Genomic DNA, 14,345 nt, shown 5'->3' with positions numbered 1-14,345 from the left:
CTTATTTGGTTGCAACCGTGGTGGCGGTCACCTCGGATTGACCACCCAGCTCAGGGAAGTCTTTGGCCATCTTGGCGCCATTCAAAGGTTTGTAAGCACCTTGGTGGCACGTGGCGCAATTGACCTTGGCCACATCGCCCAGTTCACCCTTGCGGTGCGCAGGGAAAGTGTCTGTCAAGGGCGCCATGTAGTCCTTGTTCAAATCACGGGCCATGCGAATACCATACCAAGCCGTTGCACGTTGTGGCGGATTGCCTTTCCAACTCACAAACGACTGGGTGTTGTGACAGTACGTGCAGTTCACACCCAAAGAGGTGGACATGTGCGTCATCAAACCGTAGGTCCACTCAGCTTGTTTGATCGATTGATTGTTACCCGCTGGCAATGCGGTTGTGGCACCCACGCGAATGTTTTGCGCATCCAACAAGAACGGCGTGAAAGGGTCATTGGGCAGTGAGCTCAAGTTGACCACTTTGGAAGGTTCGTTCTGCCCTGCCTTGTCGCCCATGAAGTTAGAGCCATAAGGTTGGTGATTGGCCTTGAACCAAATTTCTTTAGGCACAGGCTGACCACGGTGACAGGTATAGCAAGTGACGCCTGTAGCACTCACGTGCGGCTGCCAATCTTTGTTGATGTGGCGTGTCATTTCCACCATGCGCCTTGCCACCACCTTGGTGTACTTGCTGTCTTCTGCAAAATTGGCAGGGTTGTGACAGTACAAGCAACCTTGTTCAGGCGGCGCCACCCACGATGACATGGACACCATCAAGCGTGTGAATTGACCCACACTCAAATCGCCCAAGACCTTGACGTTTTTGTAAACCGATGAAGCCTTGGGACCGGATGGATCGCCTGCAGGCAAAGCAAAAGGTGCCGCATGCTTTTCAGCATTTTCTTCAAGGGTGGTGGGGTTGTAAATTTGCACCATGCCTGTACCGCGATAGCCGCGCTGTACAGATTCCATCGGCGGTCTTTCACAAGCCGACAGTAGCAAGGCCACCACGAGCAACAGCAGCCCATGAAATCCTTTGCGAAATGCATGCATTCCCGATGTCATTGAATGGTTCATGGCTTAACTCCTGTGGCCAAAGAAGGATCCATCACCATGGGGAACACTTCAGGGTATGGGGGTGCGACGCCATGCTTGATGGCCCAGAGGTACCAGTTGTCCACCACAGTACCTGTCAGCAAAATGCCAATACCGCCTGTGATAGGACACAACACCGCAAACCACCAAGCCCAGCGGTGAATGGATTCCATCGTGGCGTTGAAGCCCATGGTCCAACGCCAGAACAAGGCAGCACGCTCAGAGGCTGTCCCGCGATCGGTGATTTGTTCAATCTCGCGTTCGCCGCCAAACCGAGTGACCGCCAAAATGGTGGCACCGTGCATGGCGAACAGCAATGCTGAGCCATACAAGAAGACAATCGACAAGGCGTGGAAGGGGTTGTAGAAAAGATTGCCGTAACGCAAAGAAAATGCGGCCGTCCAATCCAGGTGCGGGAAGATACCGTAAGGCACAGCCTCACCCCATGAACCCATCAAGATAGGACGGAACAAGCCCAATACCAAGTACAACCAGATGGCTGCAGCAAAGGCCCAGGCCACGTGTGTGCCCATGCCCAACTCGCGAGCACGGCGATACGTACGCGCCCACCAGAGGAACAATGATGCAGTTAAGAAGACGCCAGTAATAAGCCACCAACCGCCTTGATTGAGTGGCGGCATTTGCAAGCCATAACTTGGCGGTGGCGGCTCTAGGGCCAACCAAAACAGCTGACGGATGAATTGAATGGGATCGTAGTTGACGGAGGCCAACATGTTGAAGCCAATGGTGACAAAGGCAATCAAGCCACACACCAGTGAAGCAAGGCCCAGGCCGCCCAAGTAAATGGGGCCCAGTTGGGCATTGCCAATTTTGCCAATCCAGTAATTGAGGACAGGCTCTCCCAAACGCGGGCTATTGCCCTGACCTAACTCAACGCCATGGTGAACAGGGCCAACGGCTTGAACGGTGGTGAACAGGTTTTGATATTGCGGCATCTTTTCGCTCCTGTTTATTTGGTCACCGGCCACTGCGACCAGATAGGAAGGTTCAACCACCAGCTCCACCATTCAGGCCAGCCTTTGCTCCAGAAGGGGCCGCTCAGCACAATGCACAAGGCACTGAAAAGAACGGCGGCCAGTGCCAAGAACAGACCCAAACGGTGAATGCCCAAGGTACCAATGGAGTAGCCAATGATGTCGCGGAAGAAAGTGTCCTCATGCTCTGGCGTGCGAACGGTCTCGCCTGGCGCAGGGTTGGTAGAAGACAAAATCAGACCACCGTGCAATGACAAAGCAAACACGCTGGCAAAAAAGAAACTCACCGCAATCATGTGTGCGGGGTTGTAGTGAAAGTGCAAATATTGGTAGCCCACGTTGGACACCCAGTCCAAGTGGCTGTAAATGCCGTAAGGGAAACCATGTCCCCATGCGCCCATCAACACAGGGCGTATGACCACCAAGGTGACATAACCAAAAATAGCCACACCAAAAGCAAATGGCACGTGGTACCCCATGCCCAGCTTTCTGCAAATTTCAACCTCGCGCAGCATCCACGAGACAAACGCCCCGATGGCACAGACTGTGATGAGCTGCCACAAGCCGCCCTCCAGCAAAGGTGCGAAACCCAGACCGTACGAGATGTCCGGTGGTGCAATGCTGATTTGCCACAGATTCCAAGTGGGGCCTTGCGAGGCACCCCACAAAATCATGGCAGTTCCTAGGAATGCAAAAAAGATGGTGGTGATTCCAAAGAATCCCACATAGAAAGGACCGACCCAAAAGTCAAATAAATCCCCGCCCACCAAGGTACCCCCTCGGACGCGATATTTTTTTTCAAAGTTCAGCATGGCCATGGTTCGGTCTCCAGCTTTTTAAAAACTCACTCAGGTGCTATTTGCGCAGGACGTACACAAACAGCACCCGTACTTCTTTAATCCGATCAGGACTTTGCAGCAGGAACCGCAGCAGGCATTGGCGCGTTTTGCGCCGCTGTTGCAACCGGTTTCTTTGCACCGTCTAACCAGTTAAATTTGTTGGTGCTGAGCAAAATGAGGTGAATCATTGCTGCCAGACCAAACAAGAAAATCCCTTGAACCACCATGGCTCGCAGGGGATCGAAAAGTCGCCAAATTCGCCACATGATGTATCTCCTAAATGATGTGGGACATGAAGGTATAAACCGCAGATTTCACACCTTGGCTCATGCTCTTTGCATCTTCAGCACCGGGCAAATAATTTCGCCAATGGATACCAAAAAGGTTGCCCAAAAGAACCAACACGAACAAAACCGCAAAGCCCACCATGAAGATGGTCCAATACGCTTTTGACTCAGTGTCAGATGACTGCACAGAGTTGAGTGACGATGTGTCTTGCATGAAGTTTCCCCTTCAAACGGATGAAAAAATATCTAACTTAGAACCAGGGTCGCCACGCCCAAACCAAGATGTGTGCCAATACAGCCACAGCCGTAAAGCCCACTGCACCTTGCATCCAGTAGTGGTGAAACTCCTGAGCTTCTTCGTCGGACAGTCCTGAAATGGATGCCTTATTCGACATATTTGCTCCCTTCAATACGGCCTTGCGGCCAAAGTGCGCACAGCCCGCGCAGATAGGCAGCCGCAACCCGAAGGCCACGACATCTCGGTTGACGCGCCACTCAAGGCGGCGGTGTCAAATGTTTTCAAATCAACTTTCAAGCTGTGCGTCATGCAGTCACTCCCATGCCCAGGGCGTGTCCTGCTGCTTCAACATGCTCACGTGTGACGGTTTCGCCACCCGTGATGCGAGAAATTTGTTCTGCTTGATCCCGCAAGCGTTTGGCTGCGGAAATTTGTACCAACACGGGTTGGTGCTGGATCAGATCTCGCAACAGGTTTTGGGCGTCGTCTTGCCAAGTGGCATTGGGCGTGACCAAACCACGCGCCTGCGTGGCTTCGACCTTGTCCATGTCCGTGCCCAGCGGCAGGATGTGAAACAGTGCATCAAACAAGGCGTTGCAAACCTCTTGAATGAGGTAGGTTGCACCGCTGTAGCCCATGAATGGCGTCCCTGTGTGGCGACGAATGATGGCGCCAGGAAAGGACGCAGGAATGTACGAGGGCTTCATGGGGCCTTGGCCTGCCATTTCGCTCATGTACATGCGCTCGTTGTAGCTGCCAAACAAAATGAGGGGCGTTTGGGTATGCACCAACTCACGCACTTTGGCGTTGTCTGTTTTGTTACCCGCAGTGCGTGACACACTGAAGCGACAAGGCAAGCCCATCTCACCTTCTAGGAAGTTCTTCAGCCCTCTTGTGTAGGTTTCACCTGCGACCACGGCAAAGCTGGCTGTGCTGAAAAAGTCCTGCGTCACCGAACGCCATAGATCCCAAAGCGGTTTCAGGGTGGTATGGCGTTCCCGTTCGATGAAAGGCTCGGGATCGATCTCGAGCATCTGCCCAAGCTTGCGCAGGAAACGCGTGGTGGTGTGCAAGCCAATGGGCGCCTGCAAATAGGGGCGCTCTAAAGCTTCACACAGCATGCGACCGAACTCGCGGTACATGCAAACATTCACATCCGCATCGGCCAGTTTGGGCACATCGGCCAAATGACTTCCAAGTGGGAACACCATGTTGACTTCAGCGCCAATGCCTTCAATCAAACGGCGAATTTCCGCCAAGTCACTGGCACTGTTGAACGTGCCGTAGGCGGGGCCAATGATGTTGACCCGGGGTTTTTCGCCTGCGGGACGCTCACTGAAAGGTTTGCGCGCAGGTATTTTGCGCAGGCCATATTCGCTCCACAACCAATACATGGCGCGGTTGGCGCATTGCCATTGGTCTTCATCGATAGTGCGCGGCAAGAAGCGTTGAATGTTGGTGCCTTCTGGCGTGACGCCGCCACCGATCATCTCAGCGATGGAGCCTGTGACCACCACGGCAGGCAAGTCGGGATCCAATGTTGCATGAGCACGCTTCATGGAACCTTCAGTGCCTTCGCGACCCAACTGCTCTTCTGCCAAGCCAGTCACCACAATGGGCAACTCGTGCGGTGGCAAGCCATCGGTGTAATGCAACACAGAGGTGACTGGCAAGTTTTCGCAGCCCACAGGGCCGTCGATCACAACTTGCAAACCTTTGATGGCGGTGAACACATACACCGCGCCCCAATAACCGCCTGCGCGGTCATGGTCCAAAATGAGAGGCGACTTGACGGTGCTCATGTTCCCATCGCCTCCGATTTGCGTTTTTGAATTTGCTTTTCAAGCAAGCGGCGAGTTTCTTTTTTGAACTCCGGCCGGTCGACGGGCACAGACTCCCAAACGCCTGCATTCGGGCCTAAGCCCACTTCACCGAAGAAGGCTTTCATTTCGTCAAAGCGATGCTGATTGCCAATGGCCGACTGCACCACTTGCACCAAAGAACCCGCACCTGCTACACCCATTAAAGGACGAGCAGAAATCAGGTTGGTGAAGTACAAAGATGGAATACTGAGTTCTTTGGCCGCTTGAACCAAGGGCGTGGTGCCAATGGCCAAGTCGGGACGGAACTCGTGAACGGCCGCCATGTCTTGCTCAAGCGATGCGCGCATCTGCACTTGCACGCCGTGTGCTGCCAGCCATTGCCTGTCGTGTTCATTCCAAGGTGTGGCGGGGCAAGCTGAACCGACGTAGCGAAGGTCAGCACCGCATTCCACCAACAAGCGTGCCACCAACAACTCAGAGCCTTCATAGCCACTGAGCGTGATGCGACCTTTAATGGGCTTTTGCGACAACAAACCGCGCATGGCGCCCAGTTGTTGATTGCGTGCCACATCAATTTGATCTTGGGCAATGCCTGCCGAAATACCAATGTTTTGCAGCCAGTCTTGCGTGCCTTCTAAACCAACGGGTGCAGAACCGACAACAGGACGGCCTGCTGCTTGGAACTCACGCACACTGGCGGTGTAAAAAGGATGGATGGCTGCAGCCACTGAGCAGTCAAGCGCTGCATACAGCTCGCGCCATTCGCGGGTGGGAACCACAGGACCTGCTGCCAAGCCCATGGGCGCCAGCATTTGACCAATGATGACGGGGTCGGCCGGGAACATCTCACCCAGCAAGGCAACTGTAGGCACCGCAGAGCGTCCACCTTTAGGCGAAGCCACAGGGCCATTCATCACCTCTTCACGTGCGTACTTCAGCATGGCGCCTGCCAACACGTCTTTGGCTTCTGCGTGCGTTGGCACACCAAAGCCTGGTACATCGATGCCAATGATGCGAACGCCGTTGATCTCTTTGGGCAACAACTGAAGTGGTACACCACTGGCAGTCGGTACACACAAGTTGATGATCACCACAGTGTCAACTTTATTGGGATCGGCTTCGGCATGAACTGCTTCGCGAATGTCTTCAAACAGTTTGCCTGTGACCAGTGTTTCGGAGTTGAAAGGCACATAGCCCACACTGCGTCTGGCACCATAAAAGTGCGATGTGAAGGTGAGTCCGTACACACAACAGGCAGAGCCCGACAAAATGGTGGCTGTGCGCTTCATGCGAAGGCCAACGCGCAACGAACCAAACGCTGGGCACATGCTTTGCGGTTGGTCGTGCGGTCCCGCATCGGCTTTGCGGGGATAGTCTTTGGCGTATTGGTCCAGCACCTCTGACTTGCCGGCACTGCGCGCAGCTTCCAGCATTTGGTCTGCACCCGCATGACAGCCTAAGCCGTCTGCAGGCGCCTGCGCTGCTTGCGCAGGCACAGCTTGGATAGGAATGGTACGTGCCATGGTGCTTAGGCCTGGTCGTAAATAACTTCGAGGCTGGGCTTGATGACTTCGTTTTTGCCCACCATGTCAAACATGGTGGCTGGCTCCAACACCACATTGCGGCCTACGGTGTCAGCGCTGAACAAACCTAACAACTCATCTTGCGTTTGTGGCTTTGGACGCATCGGTGGCGCTTCAGCGACGTTCTTCGCCAAATCAGCAAAAAGGGAGCCCCACTCACTGTCGGGCTTGCCAATGATTTCGTAACTGGCACTCTTACGGCGAATGTCTTCGTTGGCAGGAATAGCGGCGAGCACTGGAATGCCAGCGTTGGCAGCAAAAGCTTGCGCTTCGCCTGTGCCGTCGTCTTTGTTGATGACCATGCCGGCCACACCCACGTTGCCACCCAGTTTGCGGAAGTACTCCACCGCTGAGCAAACGTTGTTGGCCACATACAAGGACTGCAAATCATTGCTGCCCACCACAATCACTTTTTGGCACATGTCGCGGGCAATGGGCAAACCAAAGCCGCCGCACACCACGTCGCCCAAAAAGTCGAGCAACACATAGTCAAAGCCCCAATCGTGGAAGCCTAATTTTTCAAGCGTTTCAAAACCGTGGATGATGCCGCGGCCACCGCACCCACGACCCACTTCGGGGCCGCCCAGTTCCATGGCAAACACACCATCGCGCTTAAAGCACACATCGCTGATGCTGACGGCTTGACCGGCCAGTTTCAAACGTGAAGAGGTTTCAATGATGGTGGGGCAAGCCTTGCCACCAAACAACAAGCTGGTGGTATCACTCTTTGGATCACAACCAATCAGCAAAACTTTTTTGCCTTGCTGCGCCATCATGTAACTGAGGTTGGCCAGTGTGAAGCTCTTGCCAATGCCGCCCTTGCCGTAGATGGCAATGATCTGCGTTTCCTTGGTCACCTCTTTCGTGCTGATGGGCTCTAGAGGCTCTGCGGCCTCACTGCGAAGTCGATCAACAAATTGAACGGTGTGCTCGGTGGTAGTTTGTGTGTTCATGCGTGTGCGCTCCAATCAAGGACCATCTTGAGACAAGAAACATCACCGAACGCGGTCTCATACGCAACGGTGGCAGAGTTGGAAGTTTGGACGTGAGTGACCAAACCTTTGAGTGACAGTTGTCCGTTGTTCACCAATTCATTGACAGCCAATAAATCGGGACGCTTCCATTCGGCAGCAACGCGAATTCGTGCTTCACGCATGAACGCGGGTGCGTAGGCAAATTGCAAGTTGTCTTTGTAAAAACCTGCCAACACCACTTCACCGCCAGGACGAATTCTTTGAATGAGTTTGTCGAGCAATGACGAATCACCACTGACGTCATAAATGGCCTGATACCCTTTGTGATCATCGTCTTGAGGGTTAACGACCTTGTAGCCTTCAGCACCTTTTGCACGCTCGGCATTGGTTTCCCAAACGGTAGGCGGTGGGAAGCCAGCAGCCACTGTGAGGCGCGCCAGCAAACGGCCCATGACGCCGTGACCAATGATCAAATCGGGTGGGTTGTACGGCTCTTGCTGACCGCCACCCGATACCGCGTGATACGCCGTCGCGGCCAATGCAAACAGCACAGCATCGCTGCCAAGGTCGTTGGCCACAGGCAGTATTTTTTGATCTGAAACCACCAAGCGCGATGCAGCACCGCCAAACAAGCTTCGAACACCTGTGAAGCAGTTGGCGCCGGGGACAAACACGGTTTGGCCTTCTTTGAGCTTGGCGCCTTGAGGGGCACGCACCACTTGACCCACGGTTTCGTAGCCCGGCACAAGGGGGTAACCCATGCCGGGAAATGGCGGCATGCTGCCATCCCACAACATGCGCTCTGTGCCCGTGCTGATGCCACTGTATTGCACAGCCACTTCGACTTGGCCTTCTTGCAAAGAAGGCAAATCCAATGCCTGAAGCGACAATTGCTTGGGGTTGTCAAATACGACTGCGGTGGCTTTCATAACTGTATTCTTTGCGTTACATCAATTTGTGTCAAACGATGTTTACATATAATCATATTGATTAGGGTAAACACTTAGACTTTCTGCCCACAATGAGCTGCGCATGGATGGGCATGGCGTTGGGCAAGTGCTCAATCTGGCCAAATCCGGCCTCTGCCATCAAATGCATCAGCTCTTCAGGGGTGCGAAGGCGCCCTGCGCCCATGGCCAGCAGGTAAAAGTGGAAATACGCGTCCGACTGGGCCGGGCCGGCATAAGACTCCGACAGGGCTTGCGCCATGGGTTCTGCCAACAAGAGGACTCCACCCAATGGGAGCGCTGCATGAATTTTTTGCAGCAACTGGCGCACCACGTCGTCAGGGTGATCGTGGGCCACGCGCACCAGCGTGATCAAATCGGCGCCTGTGGGCAAAGCGTCGTGCAAAAAACTGCCTGGGTGAAAACTCATCCGATCGCTCAAACCACGTTGCTGAACGTTGGCTTTGGCCAGTTCCAACACGGGTGGCAAATCAAACAATTTGACTTTCAAGTGGGGTGCATGCACAGCCATTTCTGAGGCAAAACGGCCCTTGCCAGCACCCACATCCAAGACGCATTGGTGCTCATCAAAGAAATAGCTGGACAAGATTTCTTCGATCACAAAACCTTGAGATGCCGCCATCAAATCGGAGTACCGGCTGAACTTGTCTTGAGGCTCACGCGTGGCAGCATTGGCGTCGTGCGCATAGGGCCAATAGGCCGCCATGTCGCCTTGCCATGCGTTGTTCAAAAAGCCCACCGGATCTTGCATGTCGGCGTACAGCAAATGGTTGTGCTCAATCATGGCGGCAATGCCGTCGTGCGTTGCCAAAGGCACGCCCAATGGGCCTAAGCCAAAACGTGCGCCACTTCTGCACTCCAACAAATTCAGCGAGACTGCCGATAAAAGCAGGCGCTGCAAGACGGGCGCAGGCATGTTGACGCGGGCTGCAATTTGGTGCAAATCGGCCGGCGCTTGGTGCAACATTTTGAACAGGTCGAGTCGAATGCAACCCAGCATCACCTGGGTGTGCACAAAGCCGGCCATCAAATCAAACAGCTTTTGAGTGCGACGGCGCGTCACCCAGCGCGTGAGCGGATTGGTGAGTGAAAAACTGTAAAGACGTGGACTGGCATAGAGCCGCTCTAGCCACGCCAAAAATCGATCATGCCAAGCGTCAGCCCCGTGCCCGGAGGCTGGCAAACTGGCCAAGTCAAGTTTGTGATTCACGCCCATTTGACAGCCTTGGCCAATGCAGCTTGCTTGCGGTAGTCCTCACACATCGACTTGGGGACCAATCGCTCTGACTCATGCAGCACCAATTGCTTCAACATGTCGCGGCAATTGCAATCCGGAATCGAGTCACCCGCTTTGGCGATCAAGCTGTCAAAGTGATGAATGGCGCCTTCCAAGCCCAAAGCTTGCGCCGAACTGGGCCTTGCATTCAAGACATCCTGCCCTGCTGGTTTACCCAAACTGGCCACATCGCCCAGAACATCGCGAATGTCATCGGCTACTTGGTAGGCCTCGCCCAAATACGCACCCAGCGGCGCCCATGGCTCATGCGCTTGACCGCTGGCAATGGCGCCAGCACAAGTTGCAGAAACAAACAGCGCACCCGTTTTGGCGCGTTGATACTGCCCCAAATCGGCCGTGGTTTCACACTCCCAGGCCTGGCCCGCCACAATGCCATTTGGCAAACCCACGCCTCTTGACAGGTTGTCCATCAATTCAATGAGACGGTCTGGATAGGTCCGGCCAGCTTGCAACAGCGCTTGGTAGGCCATCACGATCAGGCCATCCCCCGTCAACAAGGCCAAAGGCTCCGAGAAAGCCTTGTGGACCGTGGGTTGTCCCCTACGGAAATCGGCATTGTCAAAGGTGGGCATGTCGTCGTGCACCAAGGATGCACAGTGCATGAATTCCAAGGCGACAGCGGCCGCATTGGTCAACTCGGGGGCATCGTCGCCACAGGCGGTGGCAACGGCCATGCACAGCTGGGGGCGAATGCGTGCACCGCCCGAAAACACCGCATGCTGCATGGCGGCTTGAAGCCGTTGGGGTGCACCAGCGCCCGCAGCGGCGTCGAAATGCAATTTCAGCGCCGCTTCCGCTCTTGTTAATAGACTCATGACACCCCCAGAGGAACCGTCAACGAAACGTGACAGAATTAGATGTCAATATAGTAATACGTTGAGAAATGTCAATAGATGTTGACACTTAGTTTATTTTTGGCTGATTTAGGGCCAAATCATGGGGTGAAAAACCCCTTAGGGAGCGATATGCATGAACGTTCATTGCCTTGTTTGCCCATCGACGATGCGCAACGCTTTGTGCTGCACAACGAAATTCACACGCGACCCTCTGCCACCTTCAAGCTGCCAGCCCTGATTGTTTATGTTGCTGTCTTGAATGCAGGTGTCAGCGTCTCGGACGAATGCCAACACCTGCGGCAATTGGCCGGTCAAGACAGTTTGGACATCGACCAAATGAAGGGCAACTTTTTGCAACTTCAAAGTGATCAGTTCAAAATCATTTGGGAACGCCATACCGAATTCACGCGCTACACCATTGTTCAGGCATTGCCCGTGCATGCGCATTGGGGCAGCACCTTGCCCGACCTGGCCACCCACGTTGCCACGGGCATGGCTTGGTTAAAAGGCATTCCCGGCAAAACCATCACAGCCATTCACTTGGCCATGCTGAACGAAGGCATGGACGATCCAGATGCCATCTACAAATCCAAATTGTGGTTGGGCGAAGGAACCGTCATTGGCGCCAAAATGGGCCGCACCGCCGACGCCAATTCACACTCACACCTGATCACCAATTTGCGCATTGGCGCAGATGGCTTTGAAAGAATATTGGTGATGGCTGCACCCGGCACATCCGAGAACAGAGCCGGACGTATTGCACAGCGATTGTTGGAACTTGAAACCTATCGCATGATGTCTTTGCTCAGCTTACCTGTGGCCAAGCAATTGGCAAGCAAGTTGGCAACCACAGAAGCACAATTGGTCGAGATCACCGCGCGCTTAGAAACCAATACCGTCAGCGACGAAGTCCTGTTGAGCGATTTGGCCAGTTTGGCCGCGCAAGTGGAAAGCACCACCGCTGAACACAGCTACCGTTTCTCGGCAGCACGCGCCTACGATGCCATTGTCAAAGAACGCATTTCTGAAATGCGTGAACGTCCCTTGTCGGGCATTCAAACAGTAGGCGAATTCATGCAAAGACGCTTGGCACCGGCCATGGCCACTGTCAATGCCACCTCCGAGCGTTTGGCTGCCCTGGCCCAACGTGTGTCACGCGCCAGCGCATTGCTTCGAACACGCGTCGAGATTGCGGCTGAAGCACAAAACCAGCAACTGCTGGAAAAACTCACACGCGGACAAGCGCTGCAACTCAGACTGCAATCCACTGTGGAAGGCCTGTCGATTGCAGCCATCACTTACTACGTCGTCAGTCTCTGCCTTTACCTGGGCAAAGCATTGAAGGCGGCTGGCTTGAACATCAACCCAGAAATGCTGGCTGGATTTAGCACCCCCTTAGTTTTGTTGGTGTGTTGGCGAATGATCCAACACATCCACCGAAGCTTGAAAGAACTTTGAGATTGAGAACATGGACACTCAAGTCGTTAGAAATTACTTAACATCCTTGCAAAGCAGCATTACCACACGCATTGCCAACTTAGATGGCGGCAGCTTTTTGTCAGATCACTGGCACAAGCCACCTGGTGAGCCTTTGCAAGGCAGTGGCATCACGCAAATCCTTGAAAACGGCGCTGTGTTTGAAAGAGCAGGCTGTGGCTTTTCTCATGTAACAGGACCCAAACTGCCACCTTCTGCCACACACGACAGACCTGAGTTGGCGGGCGCCCCCTTTGAAGCCATGGGTGTTTCCTTGGTTTTTCATCCACGCAATCCCTACGCGCCAACAGTGCACATGAATGTGCGCATGCTGTCAGCCAAAACAGCAGACGGCCAGACCGTGGCTTGGTTTGGTGGCGGCATGGACCTCACGCCCTACTATGGTTTTGAAGAAGATGCAGTGCATTTTCACCAAACGTGCAAAGACGCATTGACGCCACACGGTGCGCATTTGTACCCCCGCTTCAAAGCTTGGTGCGATGACTATTTTTGCTTGAAACACCGCAATGAACAACGCGGCATTGGCGGTGTTTTCTTTGACGACTTTTCAGAGTTTGGCAGCGAGAAAAGCTTCGCTGTTTTGAAAAGTGTGGGCGACGCATTTTTAAGCGCCTATATGCCAATCGTTGAAAGACGCAAGGACACACCCTACGGTGAGAGGGAGCGTGCACACCAGCTTTACAGACGCGGCCGCTACGTTGAATTCAATTTGGTTTGGGACCGCGGCACGCATTTTGGTTTGCAATCAGGTGGCCGTACAGAATCCATTTTGCTGTCTATGCCGCCCTTGGTCAGTTGGTCTTACCAGCACCAAGCGCCAGCTGGCACCCCCGAACACGATTTGATGCAAAACTTCATCGTGAAACGCGATTGGGTTTGACATCCCACTGCTCAACCAGAGATGACATCCACACCATGACAAACTCCTTTCCCGCCCATCGCCCTCGCCGTTTGCGCCGAACAGACTTTAGCCGCCGACTGGTGAGAGAACATGCACTCAGTGTCAACGATCTCATCTATCCGGTGTTTGTGCTTGAAGGCGAAAACCGCCGCGAGTCTGTCAAATCAATGCCCGGCGTCGATCGCGTCAGTCTGGATTTGCTGATGCATGTGGCAGAAGAATGCGTTGAGTTGGGCATTCCTGTGATGGCGCTTTTTCCTGTCATCAGCGCACACCTCAAAACACCCGATGGCATCGAGGCGACCAACCCCAAAGGTTTGGTGCCGCATGTGGTGGCCACTTTGAAAAAACATTTTCCAACGCTGGGCATCATGACCGACGTTGCGCTCGACCCCTACACCAGCCACGGACAAGACGGTTTGCTGGACGAGGCGGGCTACATCCTGAACGATGCCACTGTCAAAGTGCTCACACAGCAAGCTTTGGCACAAGCGCAAGCGGGTGTCGACATGGTGGCGCCCAGCGACATGATGGATGGCCGCATTGGCGCCATTCGCGAAGCACTTGAGGCACATGGCCACATCAACACCCAAATCATGGCGTACAGCGCCAAATATGCCAGCGCCTTTTATGGCCCGTTCCGCGATGCCGTAGGTTCAGCCGCCAATCTGGGCAAGAGTGATAAAAAAACCTACCAAATGGACCCCGGCAATTCAGACGAAGCCTTGCGCGAAGTGGCGCTTGACATTGCTGAAGGCGCCGACATGGTGATGGTCAAACCTGGCATGCCCTACCTCGACATCGTAAGACGGGTCAAGGATGAGTTCAAAGTACCCACCTTCGCCTATCAAGTGTCTGGTGAATACGCCATGCTCAAAGCAGCTGCGCAAAATGGCTGGCTCGATCACGACGCCGTGATGATGGAAAGCTTGCTGGCATTCAAACGGGCCGGCGCTGATGGCATCTTGACTTACTTTGCCATCGACGCTGCCAAAAAATTAAAGACTTCCAACTGAAATC

The 14,345-nt window shown here is 54.0% G+C and carries 16 protein-coding genes; 3 read left to right on the top strand and 13 right to left on the bottom strand.

What is annotated here, in order from left to right; translation table 11 throughout:
- Position 1: 1 nt before the first annotated feature.
- The 13 genes from pufC to L103DPR2_RS04835 all read right to left on the bottom strand — a co-directional run bounded on the left by pufC (position 2) and on the right by L103DPR2_RS04835 (position 10,906).
- Positions 2-1,069: a photosynthetic reaction center cytochrome PufC gene (pufC, locus tag L103DPR2_RS04890; protein WP_231717684.1), complete on the bottom strand. Its 1,068-nt coding sequence runs from the start codon at positions 1,067-1,069 to the stop codon at positions 2-4.
- On the bottom strand, positions 1,066-2,043 hold the full coding sequence (gene pufM / locus L103DPR2_RS04885; RefSeq protein ID WP_055361854.1) for a photosynthetic reaction center subunit M: 978 nt from the start codon (positions 2,041-2,043) through the stop codon (positions 1,066-1,068). Before pufM ends, pufC begins: the two co-directional genes overlap by 4 nt.
- A 14-nt stretch (positions 2,044-2,057) precedes the next feature.
- Entirely contained in the window at positions 2,058-2,900 is an 843-nt protein-coding gene (gene pufL, locus L103DPR2_RS04880; RefSeq protein WP_055360010.1) for a photosynthetic reaction center subunit L, read from the bottom strand.
- Positions 2,901-2,986: 86 nt separating this feature from the next.
- On the bottom strand, positions 2,987-3,187 hold the full coding sequence (gene pufA, locus L103DPR2_RS04875; protein WP_055360009.1) for a light-harvesting antenna LH1, alpha subunit: 201 nt from the start codon (positions 3,185-3,187) through the stop codon (positions 2,987-2,989).
- 10 nt (positions 3,188-3,197) lie between these two features.
- Positions 3,198-3,422 (bottom strand): hypothetical protein, encoded by a 225-nt coding sequence (locus L103DPR2_RS04870; RefSeq protein ID WP_055360008.1) that lies wholly within the window; start codon positions 3,420-3,422, stop codon positions 3,198-3,200.
- Between the two features lie 37 nt (positions 3,423-3,459).
- On the bottom strand, positions 3,460-3,603 hold the full coding sequence (gene pufB / locus L103DPR2_RS04865; protein WP_055360007.1) for a light-harvesting antenna LH1, beta subunit: 144 nt from the start codon (positions 3,601-3,603) through the stop codon (positions 3,460-3,462).
- Between the two features lie 11 nt (positions 3,604-3,614).
- Positions 3,615-3,755, bottom strand: a complete 141-nt coding sequence (locus L103DPR2_RS14300) for a hypothetical protein (protein ID WP_156339856.1) — start codon at positions 3,753-3,755, stop codon at positions 3,615-3,617.
- Entirely contained in the window at positions 3,752-5,248 is a 1,497-nt protein-coding gene (gene bchZ, locus L103DPR2_RS04860) for a chlorophyllide a reductase subunit Z (RefSeq protein ID WP_055360006.1), read from the bottom strand. Before bchZ ends, L103DPR2_RS14300 begins: the two co-directional genes overlap by 4 nt.
- The gene (gene bchY / locus L103DPR2_RS04855; RefSeq protein ID WP_055360005.1) at positions 5,245-6,792 is read right to left on the bottom strand and encodes a chlorophyllide a reductase subunit Y; all 1,548 of its coding nucleotides are present in this window, start codon (positions 6,790-6,792) and stop codon (positions 5,245-5,247) included. The genes bchZ and bchY overlap by 4 nt, the downstream gene beginning before the upstream one ends.
- Before the next feature lie 5 nt (positions 6,793-6,797).
- Complete coding sequence (locus L103DPR2_RS04850) at positions 6,798-7,805, bottom strand: chlorophyllide a reductase iron protein subunit X (RefSeq protein ID WP_055360004.1); 1,008 nt, start codon at positions 7,803-7,805, stop codon at positions 6,798-6,800.
- Positions 7,802-8,755: a chlorophyll synthesis pathway protein BchC gene (gene bchC / locus L103DPR2_RS04845; RefSeq protein WP_055360003.1), complete on the bottom strand. Its 954-nt coding sequence runs from the start codon at positions 8,753-8,755 to the stop codon at positions 7,802-7,804. The genes L103DPR2_RS04850 and bchC overlap by 4 nt, the downstream gene beginning before the upstream one ends.
- A 61-nt stretch (positions 8,756-8,816) precedes the next feature.
- Positions 8,817-10,004, bottom strand: coding sequence for a methyltransferase (locus tag L103DPR2_RS04840; RefSeq protein ID WP_055361853.1), 1,188 nt, complete (start codon positions 10,002-10,004; stop codon positions 8,817-8,819).
- Positions 10,001-10,906: a polyprenyl synthetase family protein gene (locus tag L103DPR2_RS04835; RefSeq protein WP_055360002.1), complete on the bottom strand. Its 906-nt coding sequence runs from the start codon at positions 10,904-10,906 to the stop codon at positions 10,001-10,003. The genes L103DPR2_RS04840 and L103DPR2_RS04835 overlap by 4 nt, the downstream gene beginning before the upstream one ends.
- A gap of 150 nt (positions 10,907-11,056) precedes the next feature.
- Between L103DPR2_RS04835 and L103DPR2_RS04830 the strand changes: the two genes are divergently transcribed.
- Genes L103DPR2_RS04830 through hemB form a run of 3 tightly spaced genes read left to right on the top strand, consistent with a single transcriptional unit; the run spans position 11,057 to position 14,341 of the window.
- Complete coding sequence (locus L103DPR2_RS04830) at positions 11,057-12,385, top strand: DUF3422 family protein (protein ID WP_055360001.1); 1,329 nt, start codon at positions 11,057-11,059, stop codon at positions 12,383-12,385.
- A 10-nt stretch (positions 12,386-12,395) separates the two neighbouring features.
- Positions 12,396-13,304, top strand: coding sequence for an oxygen-dependent coproporphyrinogen oxidase (gene hemF / locus L103DPR2_RS04825; RefSeq protein ID WP_055360000.1), 909 nt, complete (start codon positions 12,396-12,398; stop codon positions 13,302-13,304).
- 35 nt (positions 13,305-13,339) lie between these two features.
- Entirely contained in the window at positions 13,340-14,341 is a 1,002-nt protein-coding gene (hemB, locus tag L103DPR2_RS04820) for a porphobilinogen synthase (protein WP_055359999.1), read from the top strand.
- The last annotated feature ends 4 nt before the right edge of the window (positions 14,342-14,345 follow it).

This window comes from Limnohabitans sp. 103DPR2 (genome assembly GCF_001412575.1).
In the GTDB taxonomy this organism is placed as follows: domain Bacteria; phylum Pseudomonadota; class Gammaproteobacteria; order Burkholderiales; family Burkholderiaceae_C; genus Limnohabitans_A.
Note: the sequence above shows the minus strand (reverse complement) of the source record. Positions and strands in the feature narration are given on the sequence as shown.

Excerpts from the sequence above, each read along its gene's own strand:
- pufC (WP_231717684.1), bottom strand. The coding sequence starts at position 1,069 with ATGAACCATTCAATGACATCGGGAATGCATGCATTTCGCAAAGGATTT.
- pufM (WP_055361854.1), bottom strand. The coding sequence starts at position 2,043 with ATGCCGCAATATCAAAACCTGTTCACCACCGTTCAAGCCGTTGGCCCT.
- pufL (WP_055360010.1), bottom strand. The coding sequence starts at position 2,900 with ATGGCCATGCTGAACTTTGAAAAAAAATATCGCGTCCGAGGGGGTACC.
- pufA (WP_055360009.1), bottom strand. The coding sequence starts at position 3,187 with ATGTGGCGAATTTGGCGACTTTTCGATCCCCTGCGAGCCATGGTGGTT.
- L103DPR2_RS04870 (WP_055360008.1), bottom strand. The coding sequence starts at position 3,422 with ATGCAAGACACATCGTCACTCAACTCTGTGCAGTCATCTGACACTGAG.
- pufB (WP_055360007.1), bottom strand. The coding sequence starts at position 3,603 with ATGTCGAATAAGGCATCCATTTCAGGACTGTCCGACGAAGAAGCTCAG.
- L103DPR2_RS14300 (WP_156339856.1), bottom strand. The coding sequence starts at position 3,755 with ATGACGCACAGCTTGAAAGTTGATTTGAAAACATTTGACACCGCCGCC.
- bchZ (WP_055360006.1), bottom strand. The coding sequence starts at position 5,248 with ATGAGCACCGTCAAGTCGCCTCTCATTTTGGACCATGACCGCGCAGGC.
- bchY (WP_055360005.1), bottom strand. The coding sequence starts at position 6,792 with ATGGCACGTACCATTCCTATCCAAGCTGTGCCTGCGCAAGCAGCGCAG.
- L103DPR2_RS04850 (WP_055360004.1), bottom strand. The coding sequence starts at position 7,805 with ATGAACACACAAACTACCACCGAGCACACCGTTCAATTTGTTGATCGA.
- bchC (WP_055360003.1), bottom strand. The coding sequence starts at position 8,755 with ATGAAAGCCACCGCAGTCGTATTTGACAACCCCAAGCAATTGTCGCTT.
- L103DPR2_RS04835 (WP_055360002.1), bottom strand. The coding sequence starts at position 10,906 with ATGAGTCTATTAACAAGAGCGGAAGCGGCGCTGAAATTGCATTTCGAC.
- L103DPR2_RS04830 (WP_055360001.1), top strand. The coding sequence starts at position 11,057 with ATGCATGAACGTTCATTGCCTTGTTTGCCCATCGACGATGCGCAACGC.
- hemF (WP_055360000.1), top strand. The coding sequence starts at position 12,396 with ATGGACACTCAAGTCGTTAGAAATTACTTAACATCCTTGCAAAGCAGC.
- hemB (WP_055359999.1), top strand. The coding sequence starts at position 13,340 with ATGACAAACTCCTTTCCCGCCCATCGCCCTCGCCGTTTGCGCCGAACA.